The sequence below is a fragment of the Pseudomonas sp. H3_D04 genome (genome assembly GCF_054669175.1).
On the sequence record NZ_CP162801.1, the window covers coordinates 3,791,039 to 3,808,689 of the forward strand.

Annotated in this window: 5 protein-coding genes; 3 read left to right on the plus strand and 2 right to left on the minus strand. The window is 62.6% G+C overall.

Annotation, left to right across the window (positions count from 1 at the left end):
* Positions 1–21 precede the first annotated feature (21 nt).
* The 3 genes from dsbD to dsbG are packed head-to-tail and all read left to right on the plus strand — an operon-like array spanning position 22 to position 3,370.
* The gene (gene dsbD / locus AB4N91_RS17430) at positions 22–1,758 is read left to right on the plus strand and encodes a protein-disulfide reductase DsbD (RefSeq protein WP_083374683.1); all 1,737 of its coding nucleotides are present in this window, start codon (positions 22–24) and stop codon (positions 1,756–1,758) included.
* Positions 1,758–2,624, plus strand: coding sequence for a TlpA disulfide reductase family protein (locus tag AB4N91_RS17435; protein ID WP_077747889.1), 867 nt, complete (start codon positions 1,758–1,760; stop codon positions 2,622–2,624). Before dsbD ends, AB4N91_RS17435 begins: the two co-directional genes overlap by 1 nt.
* Positions 2,600–3,370, plus strand: coding sequence for a thiol:disulfide interchange protein DsbG (gene dsbG, locus AB4N91_RS17440; RefSeq protein ID WP_077747890.1), 771 nt, complete (start codon positions 2,600–2,602; stop codon positions 3,368–3,370). The genes AB4N91_RS17435 and dsbG overlap by 25 nt, the downstream gene beginning before the upstream one ends.
* Positions 3,371–3,485: 115 nt before the next feature.
* Here the strand turns inward: dsbG and AB4N91_RS17445 are convergent, their stop codons facing one another.
* Entirely contained in the window at positions 3,486–4,298 is an 813-nt protein-coding gene (locus tag AB4N91_RS17445; RefSeq protein WP_077747891.1) for an alpha/beta fold hydrolase, read from the minus strand.
* 219 nt (positions 4,299–4,517) lie between these two features.
* Complete coding sequence (locus tag AB4N91_RS17450; RefSeq protein WP_460111349.1) at positions 4,518–17,501, minus strand: non-ribosomal peptide synthetase; 12,984 nt, start codon at positions 17,499–17,501, stop codon at positions 4,518–4,520.
* Positions 17,502–17,651: the final 150 nt, after the last annotated feature.

Genomic DNA, 17,651 nt, shown 5'->3' on the forward strand with positions numbered 1-17,651 from the left:
GCACAGGGATAAGGCTTACCCATGCGTCGACTGTTTCTTCTTTTTGTTCTCTTGATCTCGGGTGTGGCCCAGGCAGGGACCAATCCGTTCGATACCAAACCTGAATTTTTACCGGTGGAAAAGGCCTTTGTCTTTACTTCCGAGCGCCTTGAATCGGGTGAAACACAGCTCTTTTGGCAAATTACCGACGGCTATTACCTTTACCAGAAACGCCTGAAATTCGAGGGGCTGCCCTCGGAGCAACAGCCGCCATTACCCGAAGGTGAAGCGCACAGTGATGAATTCTTCGGCGAACAACCGGTGTATCGCCAAGGCCTGGAGCTGAAGATTCCGGCGGGCGCCACCGGGCAGATCAAGGTGGGCTTCCAAGGGTGTGCCGATGCCGGATTGTGCTATCCGCCGCAAACCCAGGTCGTGGACCTGGGTGGCAACGTTGCGGGCGCAACCAACGAAGCACCGGATCAGGCCCTGGCCAGCGGCCTGCAACAACGGGCGCTGGGCTGGAGCTTGCTGGTGTTCTTCGGTCTGGGCCTGCTGCTGGCCTTCACCCCTTGCTCGTTGCCGATGCTGCCGATACTGGCCGGGTTGATCGTCGGCAGCGGCGCCACGCCCAAACGCGGTTTCGCCCTGGCGACGAGCTACGTGGTGAGCATGGCGCTGGTGTATGCGGCGATGGGTGTGCTGGCCGCGCTGCTTGGTGCGAACCTTCAGGCGCTGCTGCAGAACCCGTGGCTGCTGGGCAGCTTCGCGGCGATATTTGTCCTGCTGGCGTTGCCGATGTTCGGTTTCTTCGAGCTGCAACTGCCGGTGGCGGTGCGTGATCGGCTGGAAAATGTGTCGCGCAATCAGCGTGGCGGCAGTCTGATCGGTGCCGGTGTGCTCGGGGCCTTGTCGGGGCTGCTGGTCGGCCCGTGCATGACCGCGCCATTGGCCGGCGCCCTGCTCTACATCGCACAAAGCGGTAATGCGTTGCATGGCGGGCTGATTCTGTTCGCAATGGGCATCGGCATCGGTGTGCCGCTGTTGTTGCTGGTGACCGTGGGCAATCGCTTCCTGCCCAAACCCGGCGCCTGGATGAACCTGCTCAAAGGCGTGTTCGGTTTCCTGTTCCTCGCCACCGCCCTGCTGATGCTGCGCCCGGTGCTGGATCAATCGCTGTGGATCGGTTTGTGTGGCGCCTTGCTGCTGATTGCCGCCTATAGCGCCTGGAAACAGTCGGAAGGTTTTGGCCGCGTCGCCCATCTGTTCGGCGCCAGTGCGCTGTTGCTCGGGATGTGGGGCGGTCTGCTGATGATCGGGGCCGCCGGGGGCAGTGATGACTTGCTCAAACCGTTGCAGGTCTACAGCGCTTCCGCCTCTTCCGGCAATGCCGCTCGCCCGACCGGCCATGAGGCCTTCACCACGATCAACAATCCGCAAGCGCTGCAACAGGAACTGGACGCCGCCCAGGCCCAGGGCCAATGGGTGCTGCTGGACTACTACGCCGACTGGTGTGTGTCGTGCAAGGTCATGGAAAAACAGGTCTTCGGCAAAGCCCATGTGATGGCAGCGCTGAGCGATGTGCGCTTGCTACGGCTGGACGTCACCGCCGACAATGCCGACAGCCGCGAACTGCTCGGCCGTTATAAAGTGCCGGGGCCACCGAGTTTTCTGTGGATCGGCACAGACGGCCAGGAGCGCCGCAGTCAGCGCATCACCGGCGAGGTCGATGCCGACACTTTCCTGCAACGCTGGACCACCACCCGAGACGCCCGTTAATGCTGACCTTTACCCTCGGCACTTTTGCCATCGCGCTTAACCATCTGCTGCTGATCAGTGCCCTGGCGCTGGCGACGTTTGTCGGCTGGCGGGTGGCCAAGCGCGGTGGAGAGAACCCCGAGTCGGCGCTGTTCAGCCTTTTTTTGCTGGGCATGCTGGCGGCGCGGGTCGGGTTCGTCGGCGCCTACTGGGCCCACTATCGCAACGATCCGTGGCAGATCATCGACCTGCGCGATGGCGGTTTCCTCGCCTGGCCCGGAGTGATTGTGCTGCTGCTCACCGCGCTGTATCGCGGTTGGCGCCGACCGGGTTTGCGCCGCCCGCTGGGGTTTGGCGTGGCCAGCGGGTTGGCATTCTGGCTGCTGGCGACTTTCTCTCTGAGTATTTACGAACAAGGCACGCGCCTGCCGGAAATCGCCCTGCGCAACGCCGCCGGCGAAACCGTGCAACTGGCGGACTACAAGGGTGGGCCGCTGGTCATCAATCTCTGGGCCACCTGGTGCCCGCCGTGCCGCCGGGAAATGCCGGTGCTGGAAAACGCCCAGCAACAGCGCCCGGACCTGACCTTCCTGTTCGTCAATCAGGCCGAAAGCATGCAAAGCGTCAGCACCTTCCTCGAAACCCAAGGCCTGAGCCTGACCAATGTGCTGTTCGACGGCAGCGGTCGACTGGGTCAGGCCGTGGGTTCCATGGCATTGCCGACTACGCTTTTCTATAGCCCCGACGGTCGATTGCTGGGCAGCCATTTGGGTGAACTCTCGGATGCCAGCCTGGCCCGCGCCCTGGAAAACTTCGACACCCCTTCTCCTGCCGTACCGGCCACCTCTTCAAGGAAACTGCCATGCCCCGCCTCCGCCACCTGCTGACGCTGACTCTGGGCGCAGCGCTGCTGCACCTGCCGTCGGTGCAGGCCGCCGAAGAATTGCCTGAAGCGATCAAGAAGATCGAAGCCAAGGGCGCGAAAATCGTCGGTCAGTTCGACGCACCCGACGGGCTGCGCGGTTACGCCGCCCAGTACCAGAACCGCGGTATCGCGCTGTACCTGACCCCGGACGGCAAGCATGTACTGCTAGGCAATCTGTACGACGCCGAGGGCAACGACCTGAGCAGTGCACCGTTGCAGAAACTGGTCTACGCGCCGATGTCCAAGGAAGTCTGGGCCAAGATGGAAGCCAGCAACTGGATCGCCGACGGCAAAAAAGATGCGCCACGCATCGTGTACTTGTTCAGCGACCCGAACTGCCCCTACTGCAACATGTTCTGGGAACAGGCTCGGCCGTGGGTCAATGCCGGCAAAGTGCAGCTGCGGCACATCATGGTCGGGATCATTCGCGAAGACAGCCCGGGCAAATCCGCCGCGCTGCTAGCCGCCAAGGACCCGAGCAAGGCGCTGGAAGATCACGAAAAATCCGGCAAGGGCAGTTCGCTGAAAGCCCTGAAGGACGTGCCGCCGGCGATTCAGGCGAAATTGGCGGCGAACATGCAGTTGATGGAAGACCTGGAATTGCAGGCCACCCCGGCGATTTTCTACATGGACGACAAGGGCGAGCTGCAACAGCAGCAAGGCGCGCCTTCGCCGGACAAGTTGGTGAAGATTCTCGGGCCCAAGTAGTTTGCTGCAGAGACTTGGTGACCACACCGGCCCCATCGCGAGCAGGCTCGCTCCCACATTTGAATGCATTCCCCTGTGGGAGCGAGCCTGCTCGCGATGGGGCCAGCAAGATCGACTAATTTCTCTCGGCTAAAAACTTCAACAACGCCTCCGTCACAAACGGCGGATTCTCCAGATTGGAGATATGCCCCGCCTCCGGCACCAGCACATACGGGCAGCCAATCAACCCGGCCATTTCCTTCGTTTCCGACGGCGGCCGCGGTTTGTCCTGATCGCCACACATCACCAGCGTGGTGGCAGGGTTCAGCTCGCCCAGACGCGGCAACAGATCATCCCGCCCAAACGTAATCCGCCCCATCGGCACAATGCTTTCACGCAGACGTTCGGACGGCAACGCCGCCAGTTTCGCGCGAAAATCCTGATACAGGGCCGACTGTGGATCGATGCCCGGACGGAAGAAAATCGGCACCACGATGTCGAGCAACTGCGGCGCGATCACGCCGGTGTCTTCGATCTGTTTGAACAGCGAGAAATAGTATTGGCGAGTCGGTTCCGGCTCGACGCCGACGTAAGTGTCCATCAGCACCAGGCCATTGATCCGCTGTGGCGCTGACAGCGCCAGTCGCACGCCCCACATGCCACCGACCGACAGACCGACCAGCGTGACACGATCAACGTCCAGATGATCGAGCAGCGCCAAGGCCTGGCGGGCGATGTCATCCAGCGACTTCGTGCCTTCGGGAAGTGGCCCGGATTCACCGTGGCCCCACAGGTCCAGGGCAATGACCCGATAGTGTTGCGACAACGCAGCAATCTGCGGTGCCCACATGGCCTGGTCCCACAGGTAGCTGCCGGCCAGCAATACGGCCGGGCCGGTGCCTTGATCGATGTAGTGAAGGGGCTGTCCGTCAATCGTTACAAAGGGCATTAACTGTCTCCTTTTTGAAGGGAATTCAACAAAAAAAGCAGAGGCAGCCTGAGCCGGTCCGAAGCGGCAGTCAACGCGCAAATTCGCGCAAATTTCGATGACGCCTTCGCGAGCAGGCTCGCTCCCACAGGTCTGGTGTCGATCATAAAAATTGCGAACGACACAAATCCTGTAGGAGCGAGGCTTGCCCGCGAAAGGCCCCGCACAGACGCTAAAGAATCAAAACCCCTCCAACTCCGCCATCAAGTCATTGAGGCGATCCACCTTCTCCTCGGTGATGTCACTCGCCGCCAACCCGTTGATGTACTCGGCCAACTCCGCCACCGTGCTGCACTCGAACATCGCCCGCAACGGCACATCCCGTTGCAAGGCTTTCTGCACCCGCGAAGCAATCTGCGTCGCCAGCAACGAATGCCCGCCCAGTTCGAAGAAGTTGTCCTGCGCGCCGACCTTCTCGACCTTCAGCACCTCGGCCCAGATATTCGCCAGTGTCTGCTCCAGCTCGGTGCGCGGCGCCTGGTAATCCTGGCTCTGCAACTGGCCGATCTCCAGCGCCGGCAGCGCCTTGCGGTCGAGTTTGCCGTTGGCATTGAGCGGCATCCGCTCCAGCCACAACCAGTGCAGCGGCACCATGTATTCCGGGAGTTCGGTACGCAGGCGTTGCTTGATGCGTTCGAGTCGCTCCGTTGGCTTGATCAAAGCATCCGCCGCGACCAAATAGCCGACCAGATGCTTGCCGTTCACGCCTTCCTGCACACCGACCGCCGCTTCGCGCACTTCCGGTTGCTCATGCAGGCGTGCTTCGATTTCACCCAGTTCGATGCGGTAACCGCGAATCTTCACTTGATGGTCGATACGCCCAACGTATTCCAGCACGCCGTCACTGCGACGTCGGGCCAAGTCGCCGGTGCGATACAGACGATCCCCCGGCGCGCCAAACGGGTTCGGTACAAATACCAGGGCGGTGCGCAACGGGTCGCTGACGTAACCACGCCCGACCCCGGTGCCGGTGACGCACAACTCGCCCACCGCACCCAACGGCACCAGGTCCAGCGCGCCATCGAGCAGGTACAAACGGTTGTTGTCGGTCGGCGTACCGATGGGCAGGTAACTGCCACGGGTCGAGGCCATGTCAACGCGGAAGAACGCCACGTCGTCCGAGCATTCCGCCGGGCCATAGGCATTCACTAGCCCGATCTCCGGGTAGCGCAGCAGCCATTGATGCGCCAGTTCCGGCGGCATCGCTTCACCGGTCGGCAGCATCCAGCGCAGGCCGTCGAGGCTCATGCGTTCCTGGGCGAGCATGCCCTGAATCAGCGACGGCACGCTTTCCAGTACCGTAATGCCCTGGGCCGATACGTGCGCCAGCAACCCTTGCGGGTCATGGGCGATGGTGTTCGGCACAATGTCCACCCGCGCCCCGAACAGCGGTGCGGCGAGGAACTGCCAGACCGAAATGTCGAAGCTTTGCGAAGCGGTCTGGGCGATCACATCAACCTCGCTGAGATTCAGGTACGGCACCTTGCTCAACTGGTTGTTGAGCATGCCGCGCTGTTCGACCATCACGCCTTTGGGCAAACCGGTGGAGCCGGAGGTGTAGATCACATAGGCGAGGTTGTCCGGGCCGCTGTAAACACCCGGATTCGCCACCGATACATCGCTCGCCTGCACCTCTTCCCAGACCAGTAATTTCGGCCGGTTGGCGCAACTGAACGCCTCCAGCAGCGCGACCGCCTGTTCACGACAGGTTTGCGTGCAGACCAGCAATGGCGTGCGGCTCAGGTCGATGATCCGGCTCAGGCGCTGACTCGGCAGCCCCGGGTCCAGCGGCAGATAACCCGCGCCCGCCTTGAAGCTGCCGATGATCATGCCGAGCAGATCGAGGTTACGTTCAGCCAGCAATGCCACCGGTTGATCCAGCCCGACCCCGGCCGCGATCAACGCATAACCGAGGCGGTTGCTGCGCCGGTTCAGTTCGACATAACTGTGTTGCTGATCCAGGCAACTGGCGGCAATCCGCTGCGGATGCCGAGCGACCTGCGCTTCGAACAACGCGACATAGCTTTGTTCCAGCGGGTAATCGTGCTCGCTCTGGTTGCAGCCGTGGATCAGGAAATCCTGTTCCTCGTCGCCCAGCAACGGCAGATCGGCCATGTCGCCATGGAAGCCTTCGACCAGCGCCAGCAACAATCGCTTGAACTCGCCGAGCATGCGCTCGACGGTCGACTCGTCGAAATAACGCTGGTCGTAAGACAGGTGCAGCCCCAGGTCATCCCCCGGATAGCAGACCGCCGTCAGCGGGAAGTTGGTGTGGGTGCGGCCCGAATCGGACGTGGCATTGAGGCTCTGTGCACGGTCCAGCACCGAGACTTCCACCGGGGCGTTTTCGAACACGAACAGGCTGTCGAACAGCGGTTGGCCCTTGGGCAGTTCGCTGTTTTCCTGAATGCTCACCAGCGGCAGGTATTCGTACTCACGCAGTTGCATGTTGCTGTCGAGCAAACCACTCAACCACTGGCGCACACTGCAACGCTGATCGTCCTCGGGCATTTTCACCCGCAGCGCGATGCTGTTGATGAACAGCCCGACGGTGCGCTGCATCTGCGGCATGTCCACCGGACGCCCGGCCACCGTGACGCCGAACAGCACGTCACGATCACCGCTCAAACGCCGTAGCACCAAGGCCCACGCCGCTTGCGCAAAGGTGTTGATGGTCAGTTGATGCGCCTGCGCCAATTCGCGCAGTTGCGCACCGTCGCGAGCATCAAGCCTTGTGTAGCGGTCACCGACGATCATGCCGCCGCTTTCACCGGCATGCTCACGCAGGAACGGCCGGTCGCTCGGGATCGGCGTGGTCCGTTCGAAACCTTTCAGATTGGTTTTCCACCACTGCCGCGCCTCGGCCAGGCTCTGGCGTTGCAGCCAGCCAATGTAGTCGCGATAACGCGGGGGCACGGTCAGTTGCGCTTCCCGGCCTTCGCCGAGGGCGGTGTAGATTTCGAAGAAATCGTTCATCAGCAGCGAGCGGCACCAGGCATCAATCAGGATGTGGTGGTTGCTCATAATGAACCAGTAACGCGCCGCGCCGACCTTGATCAAGCGCAGGTGGAAAGGTGCCTGATTGAGCAGATCGAACCCGGCTTCACGCTCGCTTTTGAGCAGTGCTTGCAGTTTCGGCTCTTGCTCGGCTTCGGCAATTTGCGTCCAGTCGAGGATCTCGATCGGCGTGCTGCCGGGTTTGTGGATCACTTGCAGCATGTCTTCGCCAACGTTCCAGCAGAACGATGCGCGCAGGGCTTCGTGGCGGGCAATCACCGCTTGCCAGGCTTGGGCGAAACGTTGCGGGTCGAGTTCGCTGTTGATGCGGTAGCGATCCTGCATGTAGTAGAGGCCGGTGCCCGGTTCCAGCAAGGTGTGCAGCAGCATGCCTTCCTGCATCGGGGTCAGCGGGTAGACGTCTTCGATGACGGCGGCCGGGATTGGCAACGCGTCGATTTGCGGCTGGGTCAGTTTCGCCAACGGGAAGTCCGACGGCGTCAGGCCTCCCGCATCGTCGCGCAGGCAATGTTCGATCAGGCTTTGCAGTTCGCCAAGATAAGCGTTGGCCAGGTCGGTGATGGCTTGCGGATCGTGGCGTTCGGCGCTGAAGGTCCAGCGCAGCACCAGCTCACCGCCATACACCTGACTGTCGACGCTCAGTTCATTGGGCAGCGGCGCGCGAGGATCGTGGGCCGCGCCGACGGGCTCGTCCAGCGGACGGAACAAGGCGTCAGGGCCAAAGCTCTGGTCGAACTGGCCGAGGTAGTTGAAGGTGATCGGCGCCACCGGCAACGCGGCCAGGGTCTGACGACTCAGATCATCGGCCAGATAACGCAGCACGCCATAACCCAGGCCTTTGTGCGGCACGGCACGCAGTTGTTCCTTGATCGCCTTGATCGAGGCGCCCTGCCCGTTCGCCGGCATAAGGCGTAACGGATAAGCGCTGGTGAACCAGCCGACGGTGCGGGTCAGGTCGATCTCGTCGAACAGGGTTTCGCGGCCGTGGCCTTCAAGCTGAATCAGCGCCGACTCCTCTCCGCTCCAATTGCACAGCAACCGAGCCAACGCGGTCAGCAGCAGGTCGTTGACCTGCGTGCGATAGGCACTCGGCGCCTGTTGCAGCAACTGTCGAGTACGTTCGACATCGAGGCGCACGCTGACGGTTTGCGCATGCCGGTTCTGCCGCCCGCCCTCAGGACGATTACAGGGCAATTCGGCGTTCGGCCCGGTCAGTTGCGACTGCCACCAGCTCAGTTCTTCACGCAGGGATTCGCTGCCGGCATAGGCCTGCAAACGGGCGGACCAATCCTTGAAAGCGCTGGTTTTCGCCGGCAGTTTGACCGACTGCCCGGCGTCCAGTTGACGGTAAACGGTTTGCAGATCGTCGAGCAGCACCCGCCACGAAACGCCGTCCACCACCAAGTGGTGAATGGCGATGAACAGCCGTTGTACGCCCTCGGGACCATCGACCAGCAACACGCGCATCAGCGGCCCCTGTTCGAGGTCGAGGCTGCGCTGGGCATCGGCGAACAGCGCAGCGCATTTGTCCATGGACGAAACTCGAACTTGCCATAGCACCGGCACGTTGGAAATCGCCTGATGCTCGGCGCGCCATTGTGTGTTGGTCTGGCTGAAACGCAACCGCAAGACATCGTGCTGTTCGATTACCGCCAGCAGCGCTTGCTCCAGGCGATGGGGTTCCAGCGCGTCAGTCGGCTCCAGCAGCAATGCCTGGTTCCAGTGCTGACGCTCGGGAATGTCAGTGTCGAAGAACCAGTGCTGAATCGGCGTCAGACGCGACTCACCGCTGAGCAGGCCTTGCTCGGCGGTGACCTGCTCGGTGCGGGTGGCCACGGCGGCCAGGGTTTGCACGGTCTGGTGCTGGAACAGGTCACGCGGACTGAAATGAATGCCCTGCTGCCGCGCACGGCTGACCACCTGGATTGACAGAATCGAATCGCCGCCCAGTTCGAAGAAGTTGTCGTTAAGGCCCACTTGCTCGACGTTCAGCACCTCGCACCAGATGCCGGTCAAGGTCAGCTCTAGCTCGTTGCTTGGCGCCACGTAGTGTTGACGGTTGAGTTCCGGGTCCGGCGCTGGCAAGGCGCGGCGGTCGAGTTTGCCATTGGTGGTCAGCGGCATGCTGGCCAGCAGGATGAGGTGCGTCGGCACCATGTAATCCGGCAGTTGCGATTTGAGGTGATGCTTCAGCGCTTCACGCAATGCCGCTTGTTGCGTTTCATCCTGCTCGGCGACCTCGGTCACCAGATAGCCGACCAGCTGTTTGCCGCTCGGCGCGTCGAGGGCCAGGACCACGGCTTCGCGGATCGACTCATGCTCCAGCAGACGGGTTTCGATCTCGCCCAACTCGATGCGGAACCCGCGAATCTTCACTTGATGGTCGATACGCCCCAGATACTCCACCAGGCCATCGGCACGCTGGCGCACCAGGTCGCCGGTGCGGTACAGACGTCCGCCATCGGCGGCGAATGGATCCGCCACAAACCGTTCGGCGGTCATGCCTGGTCGCTGGTGATAACCCTGCGCCAGGCCGGCGCCACCGACGAACAACTCACCGGTCGCGCCTTGCGGTACCAAGGCCAGGTCGGCATCGAGGATGTAGGCGACCCGCGCGCCGATCACGCTGCCGATCGGCACGCTGGCCAAGCCTTCTTCCAACTGTTCGGGTGCGAGACTGGCCAATGGCATGACCACGGTTTCGGTCGGGCCGTAGGCGTTGAAAAACAGGCTTGGTTTGAACGCCGCACGGATTCGCGTCAGGTGTTCACCGGTCAGGGCTTCGCCGCCGGTGATGCACATGCGCACCGGGAGGATTTCGCCCTGGGTCGCCAGCCACTGCGCCAATTGGCTGCCGTAGCTTGGGGTGAAGCCGAGGATGTTGATGTGGTGGCGACGAATGAGCCCGCAGATGTCTTCCGCGTCCCATTGGCCTTGGGCGCGCAGGACAACGTGCGCACCACTCAACAACGGCACCAGCAAACGCTCGGTCGCAGCGTCGAAGTTGATCGAATAGAAATGCAGTTCGCAATCGTCCGGGCGCATGCCGAAGCGCTCAATGACCGCTTGGCAATGCATGGCGATTTCACCGTGGGACACCACCACACCTTTCGGTTTGCCGGTCGAACCCGAGGTGTAAATCAGGTACGCCTGATGTTGCGGCAGGCTGATAAAGGGCAGTTCGGTGGCCGGGTAATGGGCCAACGCGGCGGCGTCCTCTTCGAGGCACCAACGGCCGACGCTGGCCGGCAATTCGCCGAGCGCGTCGAACATCGCCGCATCGCTGAGCAGCAAACCGATGCCGCTGTCCTCGATCATGTAATGCAGGCGATCGAGCGGGTATTCCGGGTCCAGCGGCACATAAGCGCCGCCGGCCTTGAGGATCGCCAGCAGGCCGATGACCATTTCCAGCGAACGCTCAAGCGCCAGGCCGACGCGAACCTGCGGGCCGACACCGCGTTCGCGAAGCATCCAGGCCAGGCGATTGGCGCGGCTGTCGAGTTCGGCGTAGCTCAGGGTTTCACCTGCAAACGTCAACGCCGGTGCGTCTTTGCGGGCGAGGGCTTGCTCGCTGAACAGGTGATGGATGCATTGATCGAGGCGATGCTCCCCCGGTTCGACGCCAAGGCTGTCCAACAGCTTTTGCTGTTCCGTGGCGTCGAGCAACGGCAACTCGCAGAGTCGCTGTTGCGGATCGCTCAGCAGCGCTTCCAGCAGATTGCGCCAGTGCCCCGCCATGCGTGCAATGCGCGGTTCATCGAACAAATCGGTGCTGTAAGTCAGGCAGCAACCCAGTCGATGATCGAGGTCGGTGACTTCCAGGTTGAGGTCGAACTTGGTCGCCCGGGCATCGTTGGCCAGGTACTCGACGGTCATGCCGGCCAGGGTGCGGCTTTGCTGGAATTCCCAGCGTTGCACGTTGCACATCACCTGGAACAGCGGGTTGTACGCGGCACTGCGCGGTGGCTGCAAGGCCTCAACCAAGTGATCGAATGGCAAGTCCTGATGGGACTGGCCTTCGATCACCGTGTGGTGCACCTGCTCGAACAATTCACCGACGGACATCTGCCCGTCGAGCTGGCAACGCAGCACTTGGGTGTTGAGGAACGCCCCGATCAGTCCTTCGCTTTCCGGGCGAATCCGGTTGGCCACCGGCGCGCCGATGCGCAGGTCGTTTTGGCCGCTGTAGCGATAAAGCAGCACGGCCAGTGCGGCTGTCATAGTCATGAACAGGGTCAGGCCGTTTTGCGCGTTGAAGGCGCGCACCCGTGCGGCGAGGTCATCGCTCAGGTCGAAACGGAACAGTTCGCCCTGATGGCTTTGCACCGGCGGACGTGGACGGTCGGCGGGCAATTCCAGCAGCGGATGTTCGCGGCCCAGTTGCGCGGTCCAGTAGTCGAGCTGGCGCTGGCGCTCGCCGGATTCCAGCCACTGGCGCTGCCAGACGCTGTAATCCAGGTACTGCACTGGCAGCGGTGCCAACGGCGATTCGCGGTCATCGACGAACGCTTCGTACAGCGCGCTCAGTTCCCGGGCAAAGATGTCCATCGCCCAGCCTTCGGTGACGATGTGGTGCAAAGTCAGCACCAGATAGTGTTCGTGCTCGGCGGTCTTGACCAGACAGGCGCGCAGCAGCGGACCGGTTTCCAGATCGAACGGTTTATGTGCCTCGTCGTCAGCCAGTTGCTGCACCCGTTGCTCACGGCTGTCGGCCTCCAGCGCCGAGAAGTCCTTCCAGTCCATGCGCATGCCGGTTTGCGCATGCACCTGTTGCCGGGCCACGCCGTCGATGCTCGGGAACGTGGTGCGCAGGGTTTCGTGACGCATGATCAGCGCTTGCAACGCCGCTTCGAAACGCCCGACATCGAGTACACCGCGCAACCGTGCCATGCCGCCGACGTTATAGGCCGGACTGTCCGGCTCCATTTGCCAGAGAAACCACATGCGTTGCTGGGAATAAGAGAGCGGCACCGGTTGGCGGCGGTCGACGTTCTCGATGGGCGGTTGCTGGTTGGTCTTGCCGCTGGCCTGGATCAGTTGCACCTGTTCGGCAAACGCGCCCAGCTCACTGTTTTCGAACAGTGCCCGCAGCGGCAACTCAACGTCGCAGGCCTGACGGGTGCGGGAAATGATTTGCGTGGCCAGCAACGAATGACCGCCGAGGGCGAAGAAATCGTCACGCAGGCCAATCTGCCCAAGGCCGAGCACTTCGCGCCAGATGCCGGCGATTTGCTGCTCAAGCGCTGTGACCGGCTCGACGTGTTCGCGCACTTGCCATTGCGGTTCGGGCAAGGCACGACGGTCGAGTTTGCCGCTCGGGCTCAGGGGCATTTCGTCCAGGCGCATCAGCTGCGCCGGGACCATGTATTCCGGCAGCTCAGCCGCCAGTGCGGCTTTCAGGCGTGCGGTTTGAACATCAACCTGTTCAATGGAATCGGTGGCGGTGTAGTAACCGATCAATTGGCCACCGGCGGCGGTTTCGCGCACCAGCACCACGGCTTGGGCAACGCCTTCCTGGGCCAGCAAGCGCGCTTCGATTTCTTCGGGCTCGACACGGAAGCCGCGCAGTTTGACCTGCTGGTCGAGGCGACCGAGGTATTCGATCACCCCATCCGCCGTCCAGCGCGCACGGTCGCCGGTGCGGTACAGACGCGCGCCCTGCTCGCCCAGTGGATCGACGATAAAACGTTCAGCGGTCAGTCCCGGACGGCCCAGGTAACCACGAGCAAGGCCGATGCCGCTGATGCACAGCTCACCCGGCACCCCGGCCGGCACCGGGTTGAGGTCGCTGTCGAGCACGCGGCACACCACGTTGCCCAACGGACGGCCAATCGGCGAGCGCTCGCCATCGGCGCGGACGCAGTGCCAATGGGTGACGTTGATTGCGGTTTCGGTCGGCCCGTAGCGGTTGTGCAATTGCACGGCCGGCAGTTGTTCCAGCACGCGGTTGCGCAGCTCGGCGGGTAAGGCTTCGCCACCGGAGAAGACCCGGCGCAGGCTGGTGCATTCGGCGGTCAGCGGCTCGTCGATGAACAACGAAAGCAGTGGCGGCACGAAGTGCAGCGTGGTCACGCCGTATTGCTGAACCAGCTGCGCGATGCGATGCGGATCGCGGTGCTCGCCGGGACCGGCAATCAGCAAGCGGGCGCCGGTGATCAGCGGCCAGAAGCACTCCCACACCGACACGTCGAAACTGATCGGGGCTTTCTGCATCAGCACGTCGGTGTCGTTCAACCCGTAGGTGTTCTGCATCCATTGCAGGCGCTCGGCGAGCGCCGCGTGGGTGTTGCCGACGCCCTTGGGTTGACCGGTGGAACCTGAGGTGTAAATCACGTAGGCGAGGTTGTCGCCGTGAAGGTGCAGGCCCGGCGCCTGGCTTGGCCAGTTCTCCAGATGCAGCGCATCCATGGCGATGAAGCTGACGCCATCGGTGGCCGGCAGGCGTTCGAGCAATTGGGTCTGAGTTAGCAGCAACTCCACACCGCTGTCGCTGAGCATGTAGGCCAGGCGCTCGGCCGGGTAATCCGGGTCCAGCGGCACATAGGCACCACCAGCCTTGATGATCGCCAGCAGGCCGATCAGCAACTGCGGCGAACGCTCGGCGGCGATGGCCACGCAGACGTCCGGACCGACGCCTTTGTCGCGCAGGTAATGGGCCAGGCGGTTGGCCTGGATGTGCAGTTCGGCGAAATCGAGGCTGCCGCCGTCCCAGATCAGCGCGGTGCGTTCCGGGGCCTGGCGCGCTTGCTCGTTGAGCCGTTCCGGCAACCATTGGCTGGCCGGTGTGCACGGCGCGGCGCTCCAGGACGATTGTTGGTCGTGTTCGCTTGCGCTCAGCAGTGGCAGATCGCCGATGGCGGTGGACGGTTGCTCGCAAATGGCTCGCAGCAGGTGGCTGAAATGCTCGGCCAGGCGCTCGATGGTCGTCGCGTCGAACAGCTCGCTGGCGTAGTCGAAGGACAGGCTCAAGCGACCCTTCTGGTCTTCTTCGCTGTGCAGTTGCAGGTCGAACTTGGCTTCGCGGCTGTGCCACGGCAGTTCTTCGGCGAGCAATCCCGGCAGGCGGCGCAGCGCGTTCAAGTCCCGTTGCTGGTGGTTGAACATCACCTGGAACAGGCCTTGTTCGCGCGCCTGCGGGAACGCTTCGAGCAGTTGTTCGAACGGCAGATCCTGATGCGCTTGCGCCCCCAGCGCGGCCTGGCGGGCTTGCGCCAGCAGCTCAACGAATGGCAGGCGCGAATCCACGTCGGCACGCAGCACCTGGGTGTTGATGAAGAAGCCGATCAGCCCTTGGGTTTCCAGGCGCGGGCGGTTGGCATTCGGCACGCCGATGCGGATGTCGCGCTGGCCGCTGTAGCGGTGCAACAGGCTCTGGAAGGCGGCGAGCAACAGCATGAACGGCGTCGACTCATGCGCCTGGGCGGTCTGGCGAATGGCATCGCTCAGGGTCGCGGCGAGCTTTATCGAGTGGCGGGCAGCACTGTGAACGTGCTGCGCCGAGCGCGGATGATCGGTGGCCAGGTTCAGCGTTGGATGCTCTTCGCCCAACTGCGTTTTCCAGTAGGCGAGTTGACGCTCGCCCTCCCCTTGCGCCAGCCATTGACGCTGCCAGCTGCCGTAATCGGCGTATTGGGTCGGCAATGCGGGAAGCGTGGCCTTTTGTCCCTGGGAAGCCGCGGCGTACAGGCGCGAGAACTCGTCGATCAGCACGTTCAGCGACCAGCCATCGGCAATGATGTGATGCATCGTCACCAGCAGTTGATGGTCATCGTCGTCGAGGCGCACCAGCGTCACCCACAGCAGCGGGCCTTTCTCCAGATCGAATTGGGTGCGGGCTTCGTCCTCACGGATGTGCAGCGCGCGGGCTTCGCGCTCCTCGGCGGGCAGTTCGCTGATGTCGATCAATTGCAGGTTGAATTCGCCCGCCGCATCGACCTGCTGGAGCGACACGCCGTCCCGTTCGAAGAAGCGTGTGCGCAAGGATTCATGACGTTCGATCAGCTGCTGGAAACTGGCGCGCAAGGCGTTTTCGTCCAGCTCGCCACGCAGGCGCAAGGCCCCGGGAATGTTGTAGGCGCTGCTGTGCGGATCGAGTTGCCAGGTAATCCAGAGGCGGTTTTGCGCCAGAGACTGTGGCATCGGTTCGTGACGCGACAGCGGAGTAATCACGCCTTGGGCCAGGCCGCCGTCCTGTTGCAGCTGAGCGACAGCGGCAGTGAAGGCGCCGAGGGTTGGCGCTTCGAACAGCAGGCGCAGGTTCAGCTCCAGTCCGAGTGTTTCACGCAGTCGCGCAACCACTTGAGTGGCGGCGATGGAATTGCCGCCGAGCAGGAAGAAGTGATCGTCGGCGTTAACCTGTTTGACCTGCAGTTGCTCACTCCAGATCTGGCCGATCAAGGCTTGCAGTTCGGAACCCGACGCTGTGCCGGATTCGCCCTGAACGTCCGCCGAAGGGAACAGCGCGTAGCTGTCGAGGCTGCCGTCCTTCAGACGATTGCGGCAGGCCGAACGTTGCAGTTTGCCGCTGGAGGTTTTGGGCAATGCGCCCGGATTGAGCAGCACCACCACGCTCGGCGCTTCCTGATACGCCTCGGCCACCGCTTGGCGGATGGCTTTGATCAACGCGTCGGGCGCGAGGATTTTCTGCACGCTGCGGCTGATTTCCGCGGCGATGCCGATGCCTTCCTGGCCATCGACAGTGACCGCGAAGGCCGCGACACGACCTTTGCGCACCACTTCCACTTCGCGTTCGACGGTCTGTTCGATGTCTTGCGGGTACAGGTTGTGACCGCGAACGATCAGCATGTCTTTCAGGCGCCCGGTGATGAACAGTTCACTGTCACGCATGAAACCCAGGTCGCCCGTGCGCAGCCAGGTCCGGTCGTTGTGCTGGACGAAGGTCTTGGCGCTGGCCTCGGGGTTGCGCCAGTAGCCATGGGCGATGCTAGGCCCGGCAGCCCACACTTCGCCGACGGCGTTGTCGGCGAGTTCGTTGAGCGCGACCGGGTCGACAATCAACACCGCGTGATCCGGCTGACTGATGCCGCAACTCATGATCGCGCTGCCCTCGCCAGGCTCTGCGCGGTTTTGGGCCAGGGCTTGATCGTCCACGCGCAGGTTGCCGATGCCCCGACCGCGCGGGGTTCCGGCGACAAACAAGGTGGCTTCGGCCAACCCGTAGGACGCCATGAAACTGTCAGTGGTGAAACCGCACACCGCGAACTTTTCGCCGAAACGATCCAGGGTGTCGAGACGAATCGGTTCGGAGCCGGAATACGCGACGCGCCAGCCACTCAAGTCGAGGCGTTCCAGCGCCGACTCACTGACGCGCTCGCTGCACAGGCGATAGGCGAAATCCGGGCCGCCGCTGATGGTGCCGCCGTATTCGCTGATCGCTTCCAGCCAGCGCAACGGCCGGCCGAGGAAGTACGCCGGTGACATCAACACACACGGCACGCCGCTGAAAATCGGCTGCAACAGACCGCCGATCAGGCCCATGTCGTGGTACAGCGGCAGCCAGCTGACGATCACGTCATCCGGGTTCAGATCGATACCGAAGCCATGACGGATCAGCAGTTCATTAGCCACCAGGTTGCCGTGGCTGACTTGCACGCCTTTGGGCAACGCGGTGGAACCGGAGGTGTATTGCAGAAAGGCGATGTGGTCGCCGGCCAGGTTCGGCGCGACCCAGCTGGCGGCCAAGGCACCGTCGAGGGTGTCGACGCACAGCAGCGGCGGCGCACCTTCAATCTGCTGCAAGGCGTCACGCAGGCCGGCGCTGGTCAGCAGCAGGCGCGGCTCGGCATCGTTGATGATCGACAGCAAACGTTCCTGGTGATGACGTTTAGCCGACTCCGGCGGATAAGCCGGCACCGCGATCACTCCGGCGTACAGGCAACCAAAAAACGCCGCGACGTAATCCGGGCCGCTCGGAAACAACAGCACGGCGCGATCGCCGAACTCAGCCTCGGCCTGCAACGCACCGGCAATGGTTCGCGCCCGCTGATCCAGCTCGCGATAACTGAGGACCACGGCCTGCTCCGGGGTTTCGGCGAGAAAACGCAAGGCCACCCGATCCGGCGTCAGGGCCGCTCGGCGCTGGAGGGCTTGGACCAGATTGCTTGGGAGTTCGAACGCGTCGGTCATGAGGTTTCCTGCCTGAATTCGGCTTGCAAATGAAATCGGTTTTCTTACGTCACGCCCACTAAAGGGCATGCAGGACGCGGTCTTCGCCGACTGCGCAAGGCATTGGGAGTGCGGTTTTGGCCGGGATTTACCCAGCGCCTTTCACCAATG